This is a genomic window from Pseudoroseomonas cervicalis, assembly GCF_030818485.1.
GTDB lineage: Bacteria > Pseudomonadota > Alphaproteobacteria > Acetobacterales > Acetobacteraceae > Pseudoroseomonas > Pseudoroseomonas cervicalis_A.
The window spans coordinates 167,147-180,933 of the sequence record NZ_JAUTAJ010000003.1; the positions used below are offsets into that span (position 1 = coordinate 167,147).

Annotated in this window: 10 protein-coding genes; 2 read left to right on the forward strand and 8 right to left on the reverse strand. The window is 74.3% G+C overall.

Going from position 1 to position 13,787, the window contains the following annotated elements; genetic code table 11:
- The first annotated feature begins 2 nt into the window (after positions 1 to 2).
- Positions 3 to 1,601: a GMC family oxidoreductase gene (locus QE401_RS03495; RefSeq protein WP_307136877.1), complete on the forward strand. Its 1,599-nt coding sequence runs from the start codon at positions 3 to 5 to the stop codon at positions 1,599 to 1,601.
- Here the strand turns inward: QE401_RS03495 and QE401_RS03500 are convergent, their stop codons facing one another.
- Genes QE401_RS03500 through QE401_RS03535 form a run of 8 tightly spaced genes read right to left on the reverse strand, consistent with a single transcriptional unit; the run spans position 1,602 to position 12,889 of the window.
- A complete protein-coding gene (locus tag QE401_RS03500) occupies positions 1,602 to 3,485 on the reverse strand; it encodes a response regulator (RefSeq protein ID WP_307136878.1) in 1,884 nt (627 codons plus the stop codon).
- A 5-nt stretch (positions 3,486 to 3,490) separates the two neighbouring features.
- A complete protein-coding gene (locus QE401_RS03505) occupies positions 3,491 to 5,230 on the reverse strand; it encodes a response regulator (protein WP_307136879.1) in 1,740 nt (579 codons plus the stop codon).
- Positions 5,227 to 6,264 (reverse strand): chemotaxis-specific protein-glutamate methyltransferase CheB, encoded by a 1,038-nt coding sequence (cheB, locus tag QE401_RS03510; RefSeq protein WP_373461416.1) that lies wholly within the window; start codon positions 6,262 to 6,264, stop codon positions 5,227 to 5,229. The genes QE401_RS03505 and cheB overlap by 4 nt, the downstream gene beginning before the upstream one ends.
- Positions 6,265 to 6,290: 26 nt before the next feature.
- A complete protein-coding gene (locus QE401_RS03515) occupies positions 6,291 to 8,558 on the reverse strand; it encodes a hybrid sensor histidine kinase/response regulator (protein ID WP_307136881.1) in 2,268 nt (755 codons plus the stop codon).
- 18 nt (positions 8,559 to 8,576) lie between these two features.
- Complete coding sequence (locus tag QE401_RS03520) at positions 8,577 to 10,244, reverse strand: methyl-accepting chemotaxis protein (protein WP_307136882.1); 1,668 nt, start codon at positions 10,242 to 10,244, stop codon at positions 8,577 to 8,579.
- Between the two features lie 4 nt (positions 10,245 to 10,248).
- Complete coding sequence (locus tag QE401_RS03525; RefSeq protein WP_307136883.1) at positions 10,249 to 10,911, reverse strand: chemotaxis protein CheW; 663 nt, start codon at positions 10,909 to 10,911, stop codon at positions 10,249 to 10,251.
- Positions 10,911 to 12,365 carry a CheR family methyltransferase gene (locus QE401_RS03530; RefSeq protein ID WP_307136884.1) on the reverse strand — a complete coding sequence of 485 codons (1,455 nt, stop codon included), beginning with the start codon at positions 12,363 to 12,365 and terminating at the stop codon, positions 10,911 to 10,913. The genes QE401_RS03525 and QE401_RS03530 overlap by 1 nt, the downstream gene beginning before the upstream one ends.
- On the reverse strand, positions 12,362 to 12,889 hold the full coding sequence (locus tag QE401_RS03535; RefSeq protein WP_307136885.1) for a chemotaxis protein CheW: 528 nt from the start codon (positions 12,887 to 12,889) through the stop codon (positions 12,362 to 12,364). Before QE401_RS03535 ends, QE401_RS03530 begins: the two co-directional genes overlap by 4 nt.
- Before the next feature lie 121 nt (positions 12,890 to 13,010).
- On the opposite strand from QE401_RS03535, the gene QE401_RS03540 reads away from it, so the two are divergent.
- A complete protein-coding gene (locus QE401_RS03540; protein ID WP_307136886.1) occupies positions 13,011 to 13,766 on the forward strand; it encodes a 2-keto-4-pentenoate hydratase in 756 nt (251 codons plus the stop codon).
- Positions 13,767 to 13,787 lie beyond the last annotated feature (21 nt).

Genomic DNA, 13,787 nt, shown 5'->3' on the forward strand with positions numbered 1-13,787 from the left:
GCGTGCAGGAGAGTGCGGATTACATCGTGGTGGGCGGCGGCTCCGCCGGCTGCGTGCTGGCGGCGCGGCTGTCGGAGGATCCGGCCACACGCGTGCTGCTGCTGGAACAGGGGCCGGAGGATCGCGATCCCTGGATCCATGTGCCGGCCGGCTATGCGCGGCTCTTCGCCAGCGGCCGCTATGATTGCGGCTTCGCGACCGAGCCGGAGGCGGAACTCGACGGCCGCAGCATCCGCTGGCCGCGCGGCCGTGTCCTCGGCGGCTCAGGCTCGGTGAACGGGCTGGTCTTCCTGCGCGGCGCGCCGCGGGATTTCGACCGCTGGGCGCAGGCGGGCGCGCGCGGCTGGTCCTATGACGAGGTGCTGCCCTATTTCCGGCGCATGGAGGATTGGTCCGGCCCGGGCGGCGAGACGCGCGGCCGGGGCGGCCCGCTGCCGGTCAGCCAGGTGACACGGCTGTCGCAGGGCGCGCGCGCCTTCATCGAGGCGTGCGAGGCCGCCGGCCTGCCGCGCAATGCCGACATGAATGACGGGCCGATCGACGGCGTCATGCCGATCCAGATGAATGTGCGCGGCGGGCGGCGCGTCAGCACGGCGCGCGCCTTCCTCGCCCCTGCCCGCCGCCGGCCCAATCTGCGGGTGCTGACCGGCATCGAGGTGCTGCGCGTGCTGGTCGAGAATGGCCGCGCCATCGGCGTCGCCACGCGCCGCGCGGGCGAGGCCGGCGAGACAGAATACCGCGCGACGCGCGAGGTGGTGCTGAGCGCCGGTGCCATCGCCACGCCGAAGCTGCTGATGCTGAGCGGCATCGGCGATGGCGCGGCCTTGCAAAGCCTCGGCATCCCGGTGCGGCACCACAGCCCGGAAGTCGGGAAAAACCTGCAGGACCATCTGATCGCGCGGCTGGCCTTCCGCACCCGGCCGGCGGGCACGGTGAACGAGATCATGGCCAGCCGGCTACGCCTTGGCCTGACCGCTGTGCTCTACGCGCTGCGGCGCGACGGGCCGCTGGCGGTGGGCGCGACCGAGGCCACCGCCTTCGCCCGCGTGACACCGGGCGCGGAGGAGGCCGAGGTGCAGTACCAGTTCATCAATTTCAGCCTCGCCTCCACCGGCTATGTGCTGCCGCGTACGCCGGGGGTGATGATCAATTTCGGCCAGTGCCGCCCGGACAGCCGCGGCGAGATCCGGCTGCGCGGCCCGGCGCCCGAGGATCCGCCGGTGATCGAGGCCAACTACCTCAGCGCGCCGCAGGACCAGGCGGTGATGCTGGCGGCGGCGCGGCTGGGCCGGCGCCTCGGCCGCACGCGCCCCTTTGCCGATCTGGTGCTGGAGGAGCTGGCGCCGCCGCAGGGCCAGGATGACGATGCGACGCTGCTCGACCACATCCGCCGCACCGGCACCACCGTCTACCATCCCTGCGGCAGCTGCCGCATGGGCAGCGACGAGCGCGCGGTGCTCGACCCCTCGCTGCGGCTGCGCGGCGTGGCGGGTCTGCGCGTCGCCGATGCATCGGTGATGCCGCTGGTGCCGTCCACCAACATCCAGCCGGCGGTGATCATGGTGGCGGAGCGCGCCGCCGACCTGATCCGCGCCGGCTGATCAGCGCGACAGCAGCTCGGCGATGCAGCGCGACAGGTCGCCGAGGCGGAAGGGCTTGCGCAGCACGGGATAATCCTGCGGCCCGGTCTGCGGATCGGCATAGCCGGTCAGCAGCAGCACCGGCAGCGAGGGCTGCAGCGCGCGGGCGCGTTCGGCGAGTTCCGTGCCATCCATGCGCGGCATCGCGACATCGGTCACCAGCAGGCCGATATCCTGGCGCTCCGACAGGGTGCGCAGCGCCGCCTCGCCCTCCGCCACCTCGACCACACGATGGCCGAGATCGGCCAGGAAGGTGGCGGTGACGCCGCGCACCCCGGGATCGTCATCGACCACCAGCACGGTCACGGTGCGTCGCGCCACCAGCGGCGCGCCCTCGCCGCCGCAGGGGCTGGGCTCCAGCCGCTCGGCGCGCGGCAGGAACAGCTCGACCGTGGTGCCCTCCCCCGGCGCGCTGCGGATCGCCGCGGTGCCGCCGGATTGCCGCGTCAGCCCATAGACCATGGACAGGCCGAGCCCGGTGCCCTTGCCCACCTCCTTGGTGGTGAAGAAGGGCTCGAAGGCCTGGGCCAGGATGGCGGGCGGCATGCCCTCGCCGGTGTCGGTCACCGCGATGGCGACATAATCGCCGGGGGCGAGGTCCGGCACCGCATCCTCGCCCGCCTGCAGGTTGCGGGTGGTGATGGTGATCTGCCCGCCTTCCGGCATGGCGTCGCGGCTGTTGATGCAGAGATTGAGCAAGGCGAGGCCGAGCTGCTCGGGGTCGACCATCGCCGGCCACAGCGCGGGCTCCAGGCTGCGCTGCAGCTCCGCCTGGCCGATGCTGCGCAGCAGCAGCTCGTCCATGTCCAGCACCAGCTGGTTGACGTCGGTGGCCTTCAGCTGCAGCTCGCGCTTGCGGCTGAAGCTCAGCAGGCGCTGCGTCAGGGTCGAGCCGCGCTCGGCCGCCATGATGGCGTTCTTGACCAGCTTCTCCTGCCGCGCATCGGACAGGCCGCTGTGCAGCAGCAGCTCCAGGCTGCCGAGGATCGCGGTCAGCAGATTGTTGAAGTCATGCGCGACGCCGCCGGCCATGGTGCCCAGCGCCTGCATCTTCTCCGCCTGGTGCAGCCGCTCCTCGAGCGCGCGCTGCTCCGTCATGTCGTGCTCGATGGTGGCCAGATGCGCCGGCCGGCCGGCGCCGTCCAGGATCGGGATGCGGCTGACGCGCATCCAGCGCGGCGCGCCGCCCTCGCCCAGCCGCTGCTCCACCAGCTCCACCGGGCGGCCGCCGGACAGCGCCGCCTGCTCGGCCTCGCGCAGCGCGGCGCGGGCCGGCTCGGGCAGGGTGCCGGCCTCGTCGAGGCCGAGGCAATCGCCCGCCGGCCGGCCGAGCCCCGCCGCCTTCACCGCGTTCAGCCGCACGAAGCGCCCCTGCGCATCCTTGAAGGACAGCGCATCGGCCGAGGAGGCGAGCAGCCCCTGCAGCAGCGCCCGCTCGGTCTCCAGCGCGCGCGCCAGGCGGTAGCGTTCCACCGCGCCGCGCACCATGGAGAGCAGCGCCGCCGGCTCCCAGGGCTTCGGCGCGTAGCCGGCGATGCGGCCGAGATTGACCGCGCTGATGACGGCGTCGAGATCGGCATAGCCGGTCAGCAGCAGCGCCTCCGCCCGGCTGACGCGGCGGGCGCGGGCGAGGAAGGCGTCGCCCGTCATCTCCGGCATGCGCTGGTCGGAGAGGATGACATGCACATCCGGCTCGCGCGCCAGGATCTCCAGCCCCGCCGGGCCGGAGGCGGCGGTCAGCACGCGGAACTCGTCCTCGAACAGATCGGAGAGGGCGACGAGGATCTCCGGCTCGTCATCCACCAGCAGCAGGGTGGCCGGCGGTTCCTCCAGAAGCGGGCTCATCGTCTTCACCGTCCCTGCTGCATCGGCACGCTGATGACGAAGGAGGCCCCGCCCTCGGGCCCGGTGCCGACGCTGATCGTGCCATCATGCGCCTGGATGACGTTATAGGCGATGGCGAGCCCAAGCCCAGTGCCCGCGCCCACCGGCTTGGTGGTGAAGAAGGGTTCGAAGATGCGCTCGCGCAGATCCTCGGGCACGCCCGGCCCGCTGTCGGAGATGGCGATGCGGTAGGTCTCCCCATCGCTCTCGGTCGCGATGGTGATATGGCCGCGCTCGGCGATGGCGTCGGCGGCATTGGCGACGATGTTCATCACCACCTGGTTCAGCAGGGCCGGCGAGCAGCGCAGATCGGGCGCGGCGCGGTAGTCGCGCCGCACCTCGATGCGCTCGCCCAGCTTGTGCGCCAGCAGCGCCAGCACCGTGTCCAGCGCGTCGGGCACGTTGACGCGCTGGAAGGCATCGTCCTGGCGGGAGAATTTGCGCAGGTTCAGCACCAGGTCCTGGATGCGCTTCAGCCCCAGCGTCATCGAGCGCGAGCGGTCGCGGCAGCGCTCCAGCAGCGGCCGCGCGGCCGCATCCTCGGCCAGCATCGGCTGGATCTGGCCGAGCAGCCGCTCCACCGTGCCCTGATGCGCCAGGATGAAGGCGAGCGGGTTGTTGATCTCATGCGCGATGCCGGCCACCAGCTCGCCCAGCGAGGCCATCTTGGCGGCCTGCACCAGCTTGGTCTGGGTGTCCTTCAGCTGGCGGTTGGCATCCGCCAGCTCGTCATTGGCGCGTGCCAGCGCCTCGGCCAGCGCCGCCTTGGCCTGGGCGGCGGCGGCCTCGGCCTGGGCGCGCTGCACGGAGAGCTCGCGCTCGCGCAGCTCGGCGGCGCTGCGCCGGTCCTCCTCCTGCAGCAGCTTGCGGCGCAGCGCGGCGCGGATGCGCAAGGACAGCACGCGCGCCTCGGCGGTGGCCGGCACCAGCTCATCGGCGCCGGCCTCGAACAGCCCGGTCAGCATCTCGCGCCCGGCCATGCTCTCGGGGCCCAGCGCCACGATCTGGAAGCCCGGCCCCTCGCCATCGCCCAGCGCCGCGGCGCGCAGCGCGTTCAGCCGGGCGCAGAGCAGCACGCCGTCGAAGCCCGCCGAGAAGGCGTTCATCACCACGCAATCCCATTCGGCCGGGCTGGCGGCGATGGCTTCCAGCGCGGCTTCCGCGCTGGCGGCGCTTTCCACCGCATAGCCCTCGCGCGTCAGCAGGCCGGAGAGATAGGTGCGGTAGGTGGCGCCGTCATCGACCACCAGCATGCGGGCGCGGCGGAACACGCCGCCCTGGCCGGGCGTGGCGCCGGCGGCGCGGCGGCGCAGCAGGGCGCGGATGCGCAGCAGCAGCAGCGCCTGGTCAGCCGATTTCGGCACATAGGCGTCGGCGCCGCTCTCCAGCCCCTGGCGCTCGACATCGCCCTCGCGCGCCTCGGTCAGCATCAGCACCGGCAGGGCGCGGGAGCGGCTGTTGAGGCGGATCTGCCGCGCCAGCTCGTCGCCATTCATGCCCGGCAGGTGGTAGTCGACGATGACAAGGGCCGGCAGCGCCTGGTTCAGCGCCTCCAGCGCCAGCTCCGCCGTCGCGGCGCGGGTGACGGCGAAGCCCTCCGCCTCCAGCAGCCGGCGCATCTGCAGCGCCTGGGTGTCGGAATCCTCGACCAGCAGCAGCGTCTCGCCCGCCACGGGCGGCGCGGCCTGCGCCTCGGTGCTGCTCATCCTGCGACCTTTGCCAGCTGCAGCAGGCGCGGCCCGATCATCGGCAGCGGCAGGCTGACGCTGGACCCGCCCAGCCGCACCGCGGCGGCCGGCATGCCATAGACCACCGCCGTGCTCTCATGCTCGGTGATGGTGAAGCCGCCGGCCTCGCGCATCTCCAGCAGGCCCTGCGCGCCATCCTCGCCCATGCCGGTCAGCAGCACGCCCAGCGCCTGGGCGCCGCAGGCCTCGGCCACCGAGCGGAACAGCAGCGTCGCCGCCGGGCGCTGGCTGCCCAGCGGCCGCTCGGCACTGATGCGCAGCCGGCGCTGCGGGCTCAGCAGCAGATGCCGGTCGCCGGGGGCGACATAGACCTGGCCGGGCAGCGGCGCCTCGCCCTCCTGGGCGATGCGCACGCGCGGCGGCACCAGCCCGTCCAGCCAGGCGGCGAAGCCCTCCATGAAGGCGCCGCCCATATGCTGCACCAGCAGCACCGGCAGCGGGAAATCGGCCGGCAGCGCGCCCAGCACCTGGGCCAGCGCCGGCGGGCCGCCGGTGGAGGCGGCGATCGCCAGCACCGCCGGGCGCTGCGCCGGCGCCTCGGCGCGCGGGGTGGCTGCGGGCCGCGCGGCCGGGCGCGGCAGGCCGGCGCCGCGCCGCCGGATCACCGGCACCTGGCTCATGATGTAGAGCTGGGTGCAGATCGTCTCGGCGATGCGCTCATGCCCGCCAGTCTCCATGCCGACCGGCTTCTCGACGACCGACAGCGCGCCGGCGCGCAGCGCGTTCATCGAGATGCGCAGCGAGGCATCCTCGACACTGTCGGCGATGACCACGATCGGCGTCGGCTGCTCGGCCATGATGCGCCGCGTCGCCTCCAGCCCATCCATGCCGGGCAGGCGGATATCCATCGAGATGACGTCGGGGCGGATGCGCGGCAGCTCCTGCAGCGCCTCCTCGGCCGAGGCCACGGCGGCGGCCAGCGTCAGCCGCGGATCGCGCGAGACGATATGCGCGAGCAGCCGGCGCACCACCAGCGAATCCTCGACGATCATCACGCGCACGGGTTTGGTCGCAACAGTCACAGCATCTGCCCGATGGTGGCCAGCAGCTCGCGCTGGTCGAATTTCTGCTTCGTGATATAGGCGCCCGCGCCGAGATCCAGACCCCGCCGCACATCCTCCGGATCGGCGCGCGAGGTCATCAGGATCACCGGGATGGCGGCCAGCCGCGGATCGGTCTTCAGCGCCTGCAGCAGGCCGAAGCCGTCCATCCGCGGCATCTCGACATCGGCCACCACCAGGTCGACCACCGCCTCGCCGCCGCGCAGCAGGTTCAGCGCGTCCAGCCCGTCGACGCTGAGCAGCACGCGGAAGCCCTGTGCCTCCAAGATGCTCTTCTCCAGCGTCCGGGTCGTGATGGAATCGTCGACGACCAGGATGGTTGCGGCGGGCTTCGCCGCCTCGGCCGGGGCGAGGCCGAGGCCGGCGCCGGCCAGCCGCCCCTCCTCGCGCAGCCAGCGGCCGACCAGCCCCTCCGGGCTCAGCACCAGGGCCGGCACCTCGCCCTCCTGCAGGGCGACGCCGACCACCAGGCCGGGATCGACACCCGGCGCCTCCACCGGCTCGACCATCAGGGTGCGGACATCCTGCATCGCCTCGATGGCCAGCGCGCAGCGCCGGTCGCCGCTGCGCAGCAGCACGGCCTTCACATGCCCCGCCTCGACCGGAATCGGCGCGGCGGGGTTTCCGAGCAGGGCAGGCAGGGCGATCACAGGGGCAATAACGTCGCGCCCGCCGCTTTCGATGCGCAGCACCGGCTGGGACTCGACGGATTCCACGGCGGCCACCGGCAGGCGCAGCAGCCGCTCCACCCCATGGCTGGGCAGGCCGTAGAGCTGGCCGCCCGCCTCGACCAGCAGCACCGGCTGGCGGGCGGCGGAGAAGGGCACGGCGATCTCCACCTCGGTCCCGGCCGGGCGGCGCGGGCGCAGCGTGGCGCCGCCACGCAGCGAGCGCGCGACCTCGGCCACCACCGACAGCCCCATGCCGCGGCCGGACAGCCGGTCGACCTCCGGCGCGGTGGAGAAGCCCGGCTCGAAGACCAGCGCCAGCAGCCGTTCGGGCGGCGGCGGCGGCTGGTCCGCCGGGCGCGGCGGCAGCAGGCCGCGCTGCACCGCGATCGCCTCGATCCGCTCCAGATCCGGGCCGCGCCCATCATCCAGCACCGAGAGCCGCAGCAGCCCGCCACGGGCGCGCAGCACCAGCGCCACCTCGGCCTCGGCCGGCTTGCCGAGGCGGGCGCGCTGCTCGGCGCTTTCCAGCCCGTGGCTGATGGCGTTGCGCAGCAGATGCGTCACCGGGTCCTTCAGCGCCTGCAGCACGCGGCGATCGGCCTGCAGCTCCAGCCCCTCCATGCGCACCGCGACCTGGCGGCCGGCCTCGCGCGCCAGCTCGCGCACCATGCGGCCGAGCGAGCCCAGCACCGTCTCGGCCGGCACCAGGGAGATGCGCTCGGCCTGGCGGCGCAGCGCGGCGGCGGCGGCCTCGGCGCTCCAGGCGGCGGCGCGCTGGTCGCGCAGCGCCTGGGACAGGCGGCGCGACAGCCGCGCCAGGTCGCGCTCGAAATCGCGGACGCGGCCCTGGCCCCGGCCGGCGGCGGCGCCGGGCAGCGCCGCCTGGCGCGACAGCGTCTCCCAGTCGCGGCGCAGGCTGCGCATCTCGCCCTCCAGCGCGCGCAGCAGCGCCTCCACCGGCTCCTGCCGGCCCAGGCTGTCGGACAGGGCGTAGACGGCGCCCGACAGCGCCTCGATCTGCGCCGCCGGCACCCGCAAATACTCGACCGCCGCGGCGGCCTCGGCCGGGGCGGCGGGCTCGGGCGCGGCCGAGGGGGTGACGAGGGGCGTGGCGGGCGGCGCGGCGGCGGAGGCCGGCGCCGGCGCGGCCGCGGGCTCGGCCGGGGCGGGCGGCGCCTCGCCGGCCAGCAGCGTGTCCAGCGCCTGGCGGGCGGCCTGCGGCGGCGGCGGCGCGGCGCTGGCGGAGAGCGCCGCGACATAGCCCTCGATCCCGTCCAGCCCCTGCTGCACGGCGGCGGAGGTGGTGGCGTCCAGCGCCAGGCTGCCCTCCCCCACCCGGCTGAACACCGCCTCCAGCCGGTGCGCCATATCCTCCACCACCGGCAGGTCGACGGCGCGCGCCGCCCCCTTCAGGCTGTGGGCGCGGCGAAAGATGTCGCGCAGATCGTAGGGCTGGCCCTGCGCGGCCGCGTCCAGCGCGGCGCGGATCGCCGCCAGATGCTCCTGGTGCTCGACGCCGAAGGCGGCCAGCAGCTCCTGGCGCAGGTCGCTCATGCCGCGCGCTGCCCGCTCTTACAGGCGGTAGCGGTCGGACAGCCCGACCAGCTGCTGCGAGAGCTGCGCCAGATTGGCCGCCGCCGTGTCCAGCTGCCTGGTGCCGGCCGCCGTCTGCTGGCTGGCCTGGCGGATATTCTGCAGCGCGCTCATCACCTGCTCGATGCCCAGCTGCTGCTGGTTGGTCGAGGCGACGATCTGCTGGAAGGTCTGCACGCTCTCCTGGATGCGGCCGCTGATCTCGGTGATGGTGCCATGCGTGGTGTCGGTGCGCTCGCGCCCGGCGGCGACGCGCTTCACCGCCTCCTCGGTCAGCATGACCGAGGCGTTGATGCCGCGCTGGATGTCGCCCAGGATCGAGCGCACCTGGGCGGTCGCGTCCTTGGCCTGGTCGGCCAGGGTCTTCATCTCGGCCGCGACCACCGCGAAGCTGCGGCCCTGCTCGCCGGCCGCCGCCGCCTCGATCGCCGCGTTCAGCGCCAGCAGGTGGCTGCGCTCGGAGATGTCGTTCACCGTGGTGATGATCTCGCCGATCGCCTGGGTCTTCTCCGACAGCGCCACGATGTTGGAGGCCACGGCCTCGGCCTGCTCGCGGATCGAATCCATGGCGCGCACCGTCTCGTCCACCGCGCGCAGGCCGGCGGTCGAGGTCTGCGCGGTGGCCTGGGCGGAGGCGATCACCTCCTGCGCCCGCTTGCCGATCTGCACGCCGGAATGGGTGATCTCGTCGACCGTCGCCGCGGTCTCCTGCACCGCCGCCAGCTGCTCCTCGACGCTCGCCGCCTGTTCCTGGGTGGAGGCGCGGATCTCGGCGGCGGCGGCGTTCAGGTTCTCGGTCGCGTCGCGGCTCTGCCGCGCAAGCTGGCGCAGCCCCTCGACCATGGCGTTCAGCGTGACGCCGAGCCGGCCGAGTTCGTCCCGCCCGGTGGCCGCCGGGGCGCCGCCCAGCTCGCCGCGCCCGACCCGCTCGACGAACTCCATGAAGGTCGAGAGCGGCTGGGTGATCGAGCGGCGGATCAGCGCGGTGATCAGGATGCCGAGCAGCACGGCGGCGGCCAGCACCAGGATCACCGACCAGCGGCTCTCCTCATAGATCTCGCCGCCGCGCTTCTGGCCGGCGGCGATCAGCGCGTCCACCGCCTGCTGCAGCCGCTCGCCCAGGCGGGCGAATTCGGCGCGGCTGCCGACGATGCTCTCGCCCAGGCGCTGCACTGTGTCCAGATCGCCGGCGCGCACCGCCTGCAGCTGCGCCTGGCCGTTCTCGCGAAGCTGCCGCAGCGGCACCGCCGACTGGCCCAGCAGCTGGCTGATCTGCTGCCAGCCGGCGCGGCGGTCGGGGGAGACGGCGCCGGCGCCGTTCTGCGTCGCCTCGCCCTGCATCTGTGCCAGCAGCCCCTCGGCGCGGGCGACATGCGCCGGCCATTGCTGCGCCGGGTCCTCGCCCTGCAGCTCGCGCCCCATGCTGCGCAGCAGGAAGCGCGAGACGCTGCGGGCGCGGGCGTCCTGCATGTCCGTCTCGGCGTCGCGCAGCTCCATCAGCTGGCGCAGCATCGCCAGGTCGCGGGTGACGATGGTGTCGGTGGACTGGTTCACCACGCTGATCTGGTTCAGCCCGTACAGACCGAGGCCGATCAGCAGCAGCGTGACGGCGGTGAAGCCGAGGAGGATGCGGTTGGCGATGGACAAGGCGTCACGCTCCGATGGGCTGGTCGGCGGAATTGGGGGGGGCGGCGGGGTCGGGCCCGGCGCCGGGCGCGGCGGCGCGGAAGGGCAGCAGCAGGCGGTCCAGCGCCACCAGCCCCATCAGCCGGGGCGCCGCGCCGCGCTCGCCCGGCAGCAGGGCGTGGCCGGACAGGGCGCGGCCGGGGGCGGCGGCGCCGGCGCGCTGCGCCGCCTCGGCCGCGTCGGGGCCGGAGAGCGGCAGCGGCTCGGCCACCACCAGCACGCGATCGGCGCGCAGGGCGAAGCGGCGCGGCGCCTCGCGCAGCAGCAGCAGATGCGCGCCGCCTTCCTGGCCCGGCGGGCGCGGCGCGCTGCCCAGCGCCAGGCCGAGATCGATCACCGCATGCACCTGCCCGGCATGGCCATGCAGGCCGAGCAGCGCCGGCGGGCTGCCCGGCAGCGGCGCCAGGGGCCCAAGCGGCAGCACCTGCGCCACGGCGGAGAGCGGCACGCCATACAGCTCCTCCCCCACCGCGCAGGCCAGCACGGGGGGCAGGCGCGGCGTCGCCTGGCGCTGGCCGCGCCGGGCGGCCAGCTGGCGGGTGCGCAGCTCCAGCAGCCGCTCGGCCTGGGCGGCCATGCTGGGCAGGCTGGTGGGCAGCGGCGCCCCCATGCGGTCGCGATGCGGCATCAGGCGCGGCCCTCGCTGCCGGCGGTGTCGGGTCGGGCGGTGTCGAGATGCAGCCGCACCGCCTCGCGCAGCGCCTGCGCGGTCATGCCGTCGCCCTCGGGCAGTTCGGCGGTCTCGGGCAGCGACTGGGCCAGCCGGCCGGCGACGGCCAGCGCGCGGCGCCCGGCGGGGGCCGAGCCCTCATCCAGCAGCAGCAGGCCGAGCTGGTAATGCGCCATGGCGAAATCCCCGCGCAGATAGAGGGCACGGCGGAGGGCGCGCTCCGCCGCCTCCGGCCGGCCCAGCCCGCGCTGCACCAGCCCGTCGTAATAGTGCAGCGCCGGGTCGGTCGGCGCCAGGCGCAGCCCCTCGGCGCAGGCCTCGCGCGCCCGGGCCAGGTCGCCGGCATCGGCATGGTGGCGGGCCAGGCCCAGCAGCGCCGCCGCGGCCTCCCCGGCCGGCGGCGCCGGCGGGGACATCGCGGCGGGCATCGCGGCGGGGGCGGGCGGCAGTGGGCGGGGCGCCGGCACCAGATGCAGCGCCGGCGGCAGCCAGGCGGGCGACGGCGCCGCGGGGGCGGGCGGCGGCGGCAGGGCACGCGGCGCCGGCAGCGTCGCGCCGCCGCGGCGATAGGCCACCGTGCCCGGCAGGTTCACCACCTCCAGAAACTCGGCGAAGGCCGGGTTGGGCTCGGCATGGCCGAGCAGCAGCCAGCCGCCCTCGGCCAGCCGGTCGGCCAGCGCGCGCACCAGCCGCTCCACCATCTCCGGGTGGAAATAGATCAGCACGTTGCGGCAGAGGATCAGGTCGAAGCCGGTCATCTGCAGCGGCGCGGTGCCGTCCAGCAGGCCGAGCAGGTTCTGCCGCTCGAACCGCACCATGGCGCGGTGCTGCGGCCGCAGCAGCCAGGAGCGGCCATCGGCGCCGGGCAGGAAGTCGCGCTCCAGCTCCTCCGCCGGCAGGCTGCGCAGCGCCCAGCGGCTGTACTGGCCGCGCCGCGCCATGGCCAGCGCCGCCTCGTTCAGGTCGGTGCCCAGCAGCGACAGCCGCCAGTCCGGCACCGCCTCGCCCAGCATGCGGCGCAGCAGGATGCCCAGCGAATAGGGCTCGGCGCCGCTGGCGCAGCCGGCGCTCCAGGCGCGCAGCCGCCGCTCCTCCCGCCGCCGCGCCAGGATGTCGGGCAGGATGGTCTGCTGCAGCGCCGCGAACTGCTCGGCATAGCGGAAGAAGAAGGTCTCGCCGATGGTGATCTCGGCTTCCAGCGCGGCCCATTCGGCCTCGCCGCGCGCCGGGTCGCGCAGCCGCTCCAGATAGGCGGCGGGGCCGGACAGGCCGGTCTCGCGCAGCCTTCGGCGCAGCCGCTCCCACAGCAGCGCGTCCTTGTCCTCGTAGTAGAAATGCCCGGTGCGGGCGATCACCTCGGCCTTCAGCCGGGCGAAATCCACATCGGGCAGGAAATGCGGCACGGCGCTCATGCCGGCGGGCCGGACCATTCGGCCAGGCGGGCCTCCGCCGAATCGCGCAGCGCGGCCAGGGCGGCCGCCTCCTGCTCCAGCAGGATGCGCGCCGGGTCGAGCAGATGGATGAAACCCTCCGGCGTCTCGATCTCGGCCACGGCGCAGCCATTCAGCGTGGCCTCGGGCGGCACGGCGCGCATCCGGTCCTGCGCCACGCGCTGCAGATCCAGCACCCGGTCCACCAGCAGGCCGAGCGGGCCATTCGCCGATCCGGGCAGCAGCAGGATGTGGCGGTACAGCGCCTGCTCGGCCGCCGCGCCATCCTGCAGGCCGAACAGCCGCGCCAGGTCGAGCACCGGCAGCGCCACCCCGCCCAGATTGAGGAAACCGGCCATCACCCGCGGCAGGCCGGGCGGGCGCCACAGCCGCGGCAGCGGCAGCACCTCCTGCACCGCGGCGCGCGGCAGGGCGCAGCGCCGGCTGCCCAGGCGGAACAGCAGATAGGCTTCCGGTCCCTTCTCTCCGGCGGCGGCCAGTCTCACGCGTCGAGCTCCCTGCGGCGCCTCTCGTTACCATTCCCGGCGCGGCGCGGCCATGCCCCCCTCCCCGCTTCGCGCGGGATCGGCCAGGATGGCGGCGACCGATCCGGAGAGAGACCCGCCCATGCCCACCGATGTCACCGCCGCCGCGCATGCCCTGCTGGAGGCCCGCCGCACGCGGCAATGGCTGAGCGCCCTGCCCGAAGGGGCCAGGCCGCAGAACGCCGCGGAGGTGGTGGAGATCCAGGCGCTGGTCGCGGCCCAGCTCGGGCCGATCGCCGGCTGGAAGGTGGGCGCCGCCTCCCCCACCGCCGAGCCCTCCGGCGTGCCGCTGCATGCGCGCAACCTGCGCTTCGACGCGACGCCCTATGCGGCGGCCGATTTCAACGTCACCGCCATCGAGGCGGAGGTGGGCTATCGCCTGGGCGCCGACCTGCCGCCGCGCGAGACTCCCTACACGCGCGAGGCGGTGCTGGCCGCGGTCGAGACCATGCATGCGACGATCGAGATCGTCGACACGCGCTTCACCGCGCTGCATGTGACCGACCCGCTGAGCCACACGGCCGACCAGGCCAATCACGGCGCGCTGGTGGTGGGGCCGGCGGTGGAGGACTGGCGCAGGATCGAGCCCACCAAGCTGCCGGTGACGCTGCGCTTCAATGGTGAGGTCGCGGTGCAGCATGTCGGCGGCAACACGGCGGGCGACCCGGTGCGGCTGCTGCTGTGGCTGGCCAATGGCGGCGCCCATCGCTATGGCGGGCTGAAGGCTGGGATGGTGGTGACCACCGGCAGCTGCACGGGGCTGCTGACCGTCCCGGCCGGGACCGTGGTGCAGGCGGTGTTCGACGGCTTCGGCAGCGTCGAGACCACGATCGCATAAAAAGGCCAGGGGCGCTGCCCC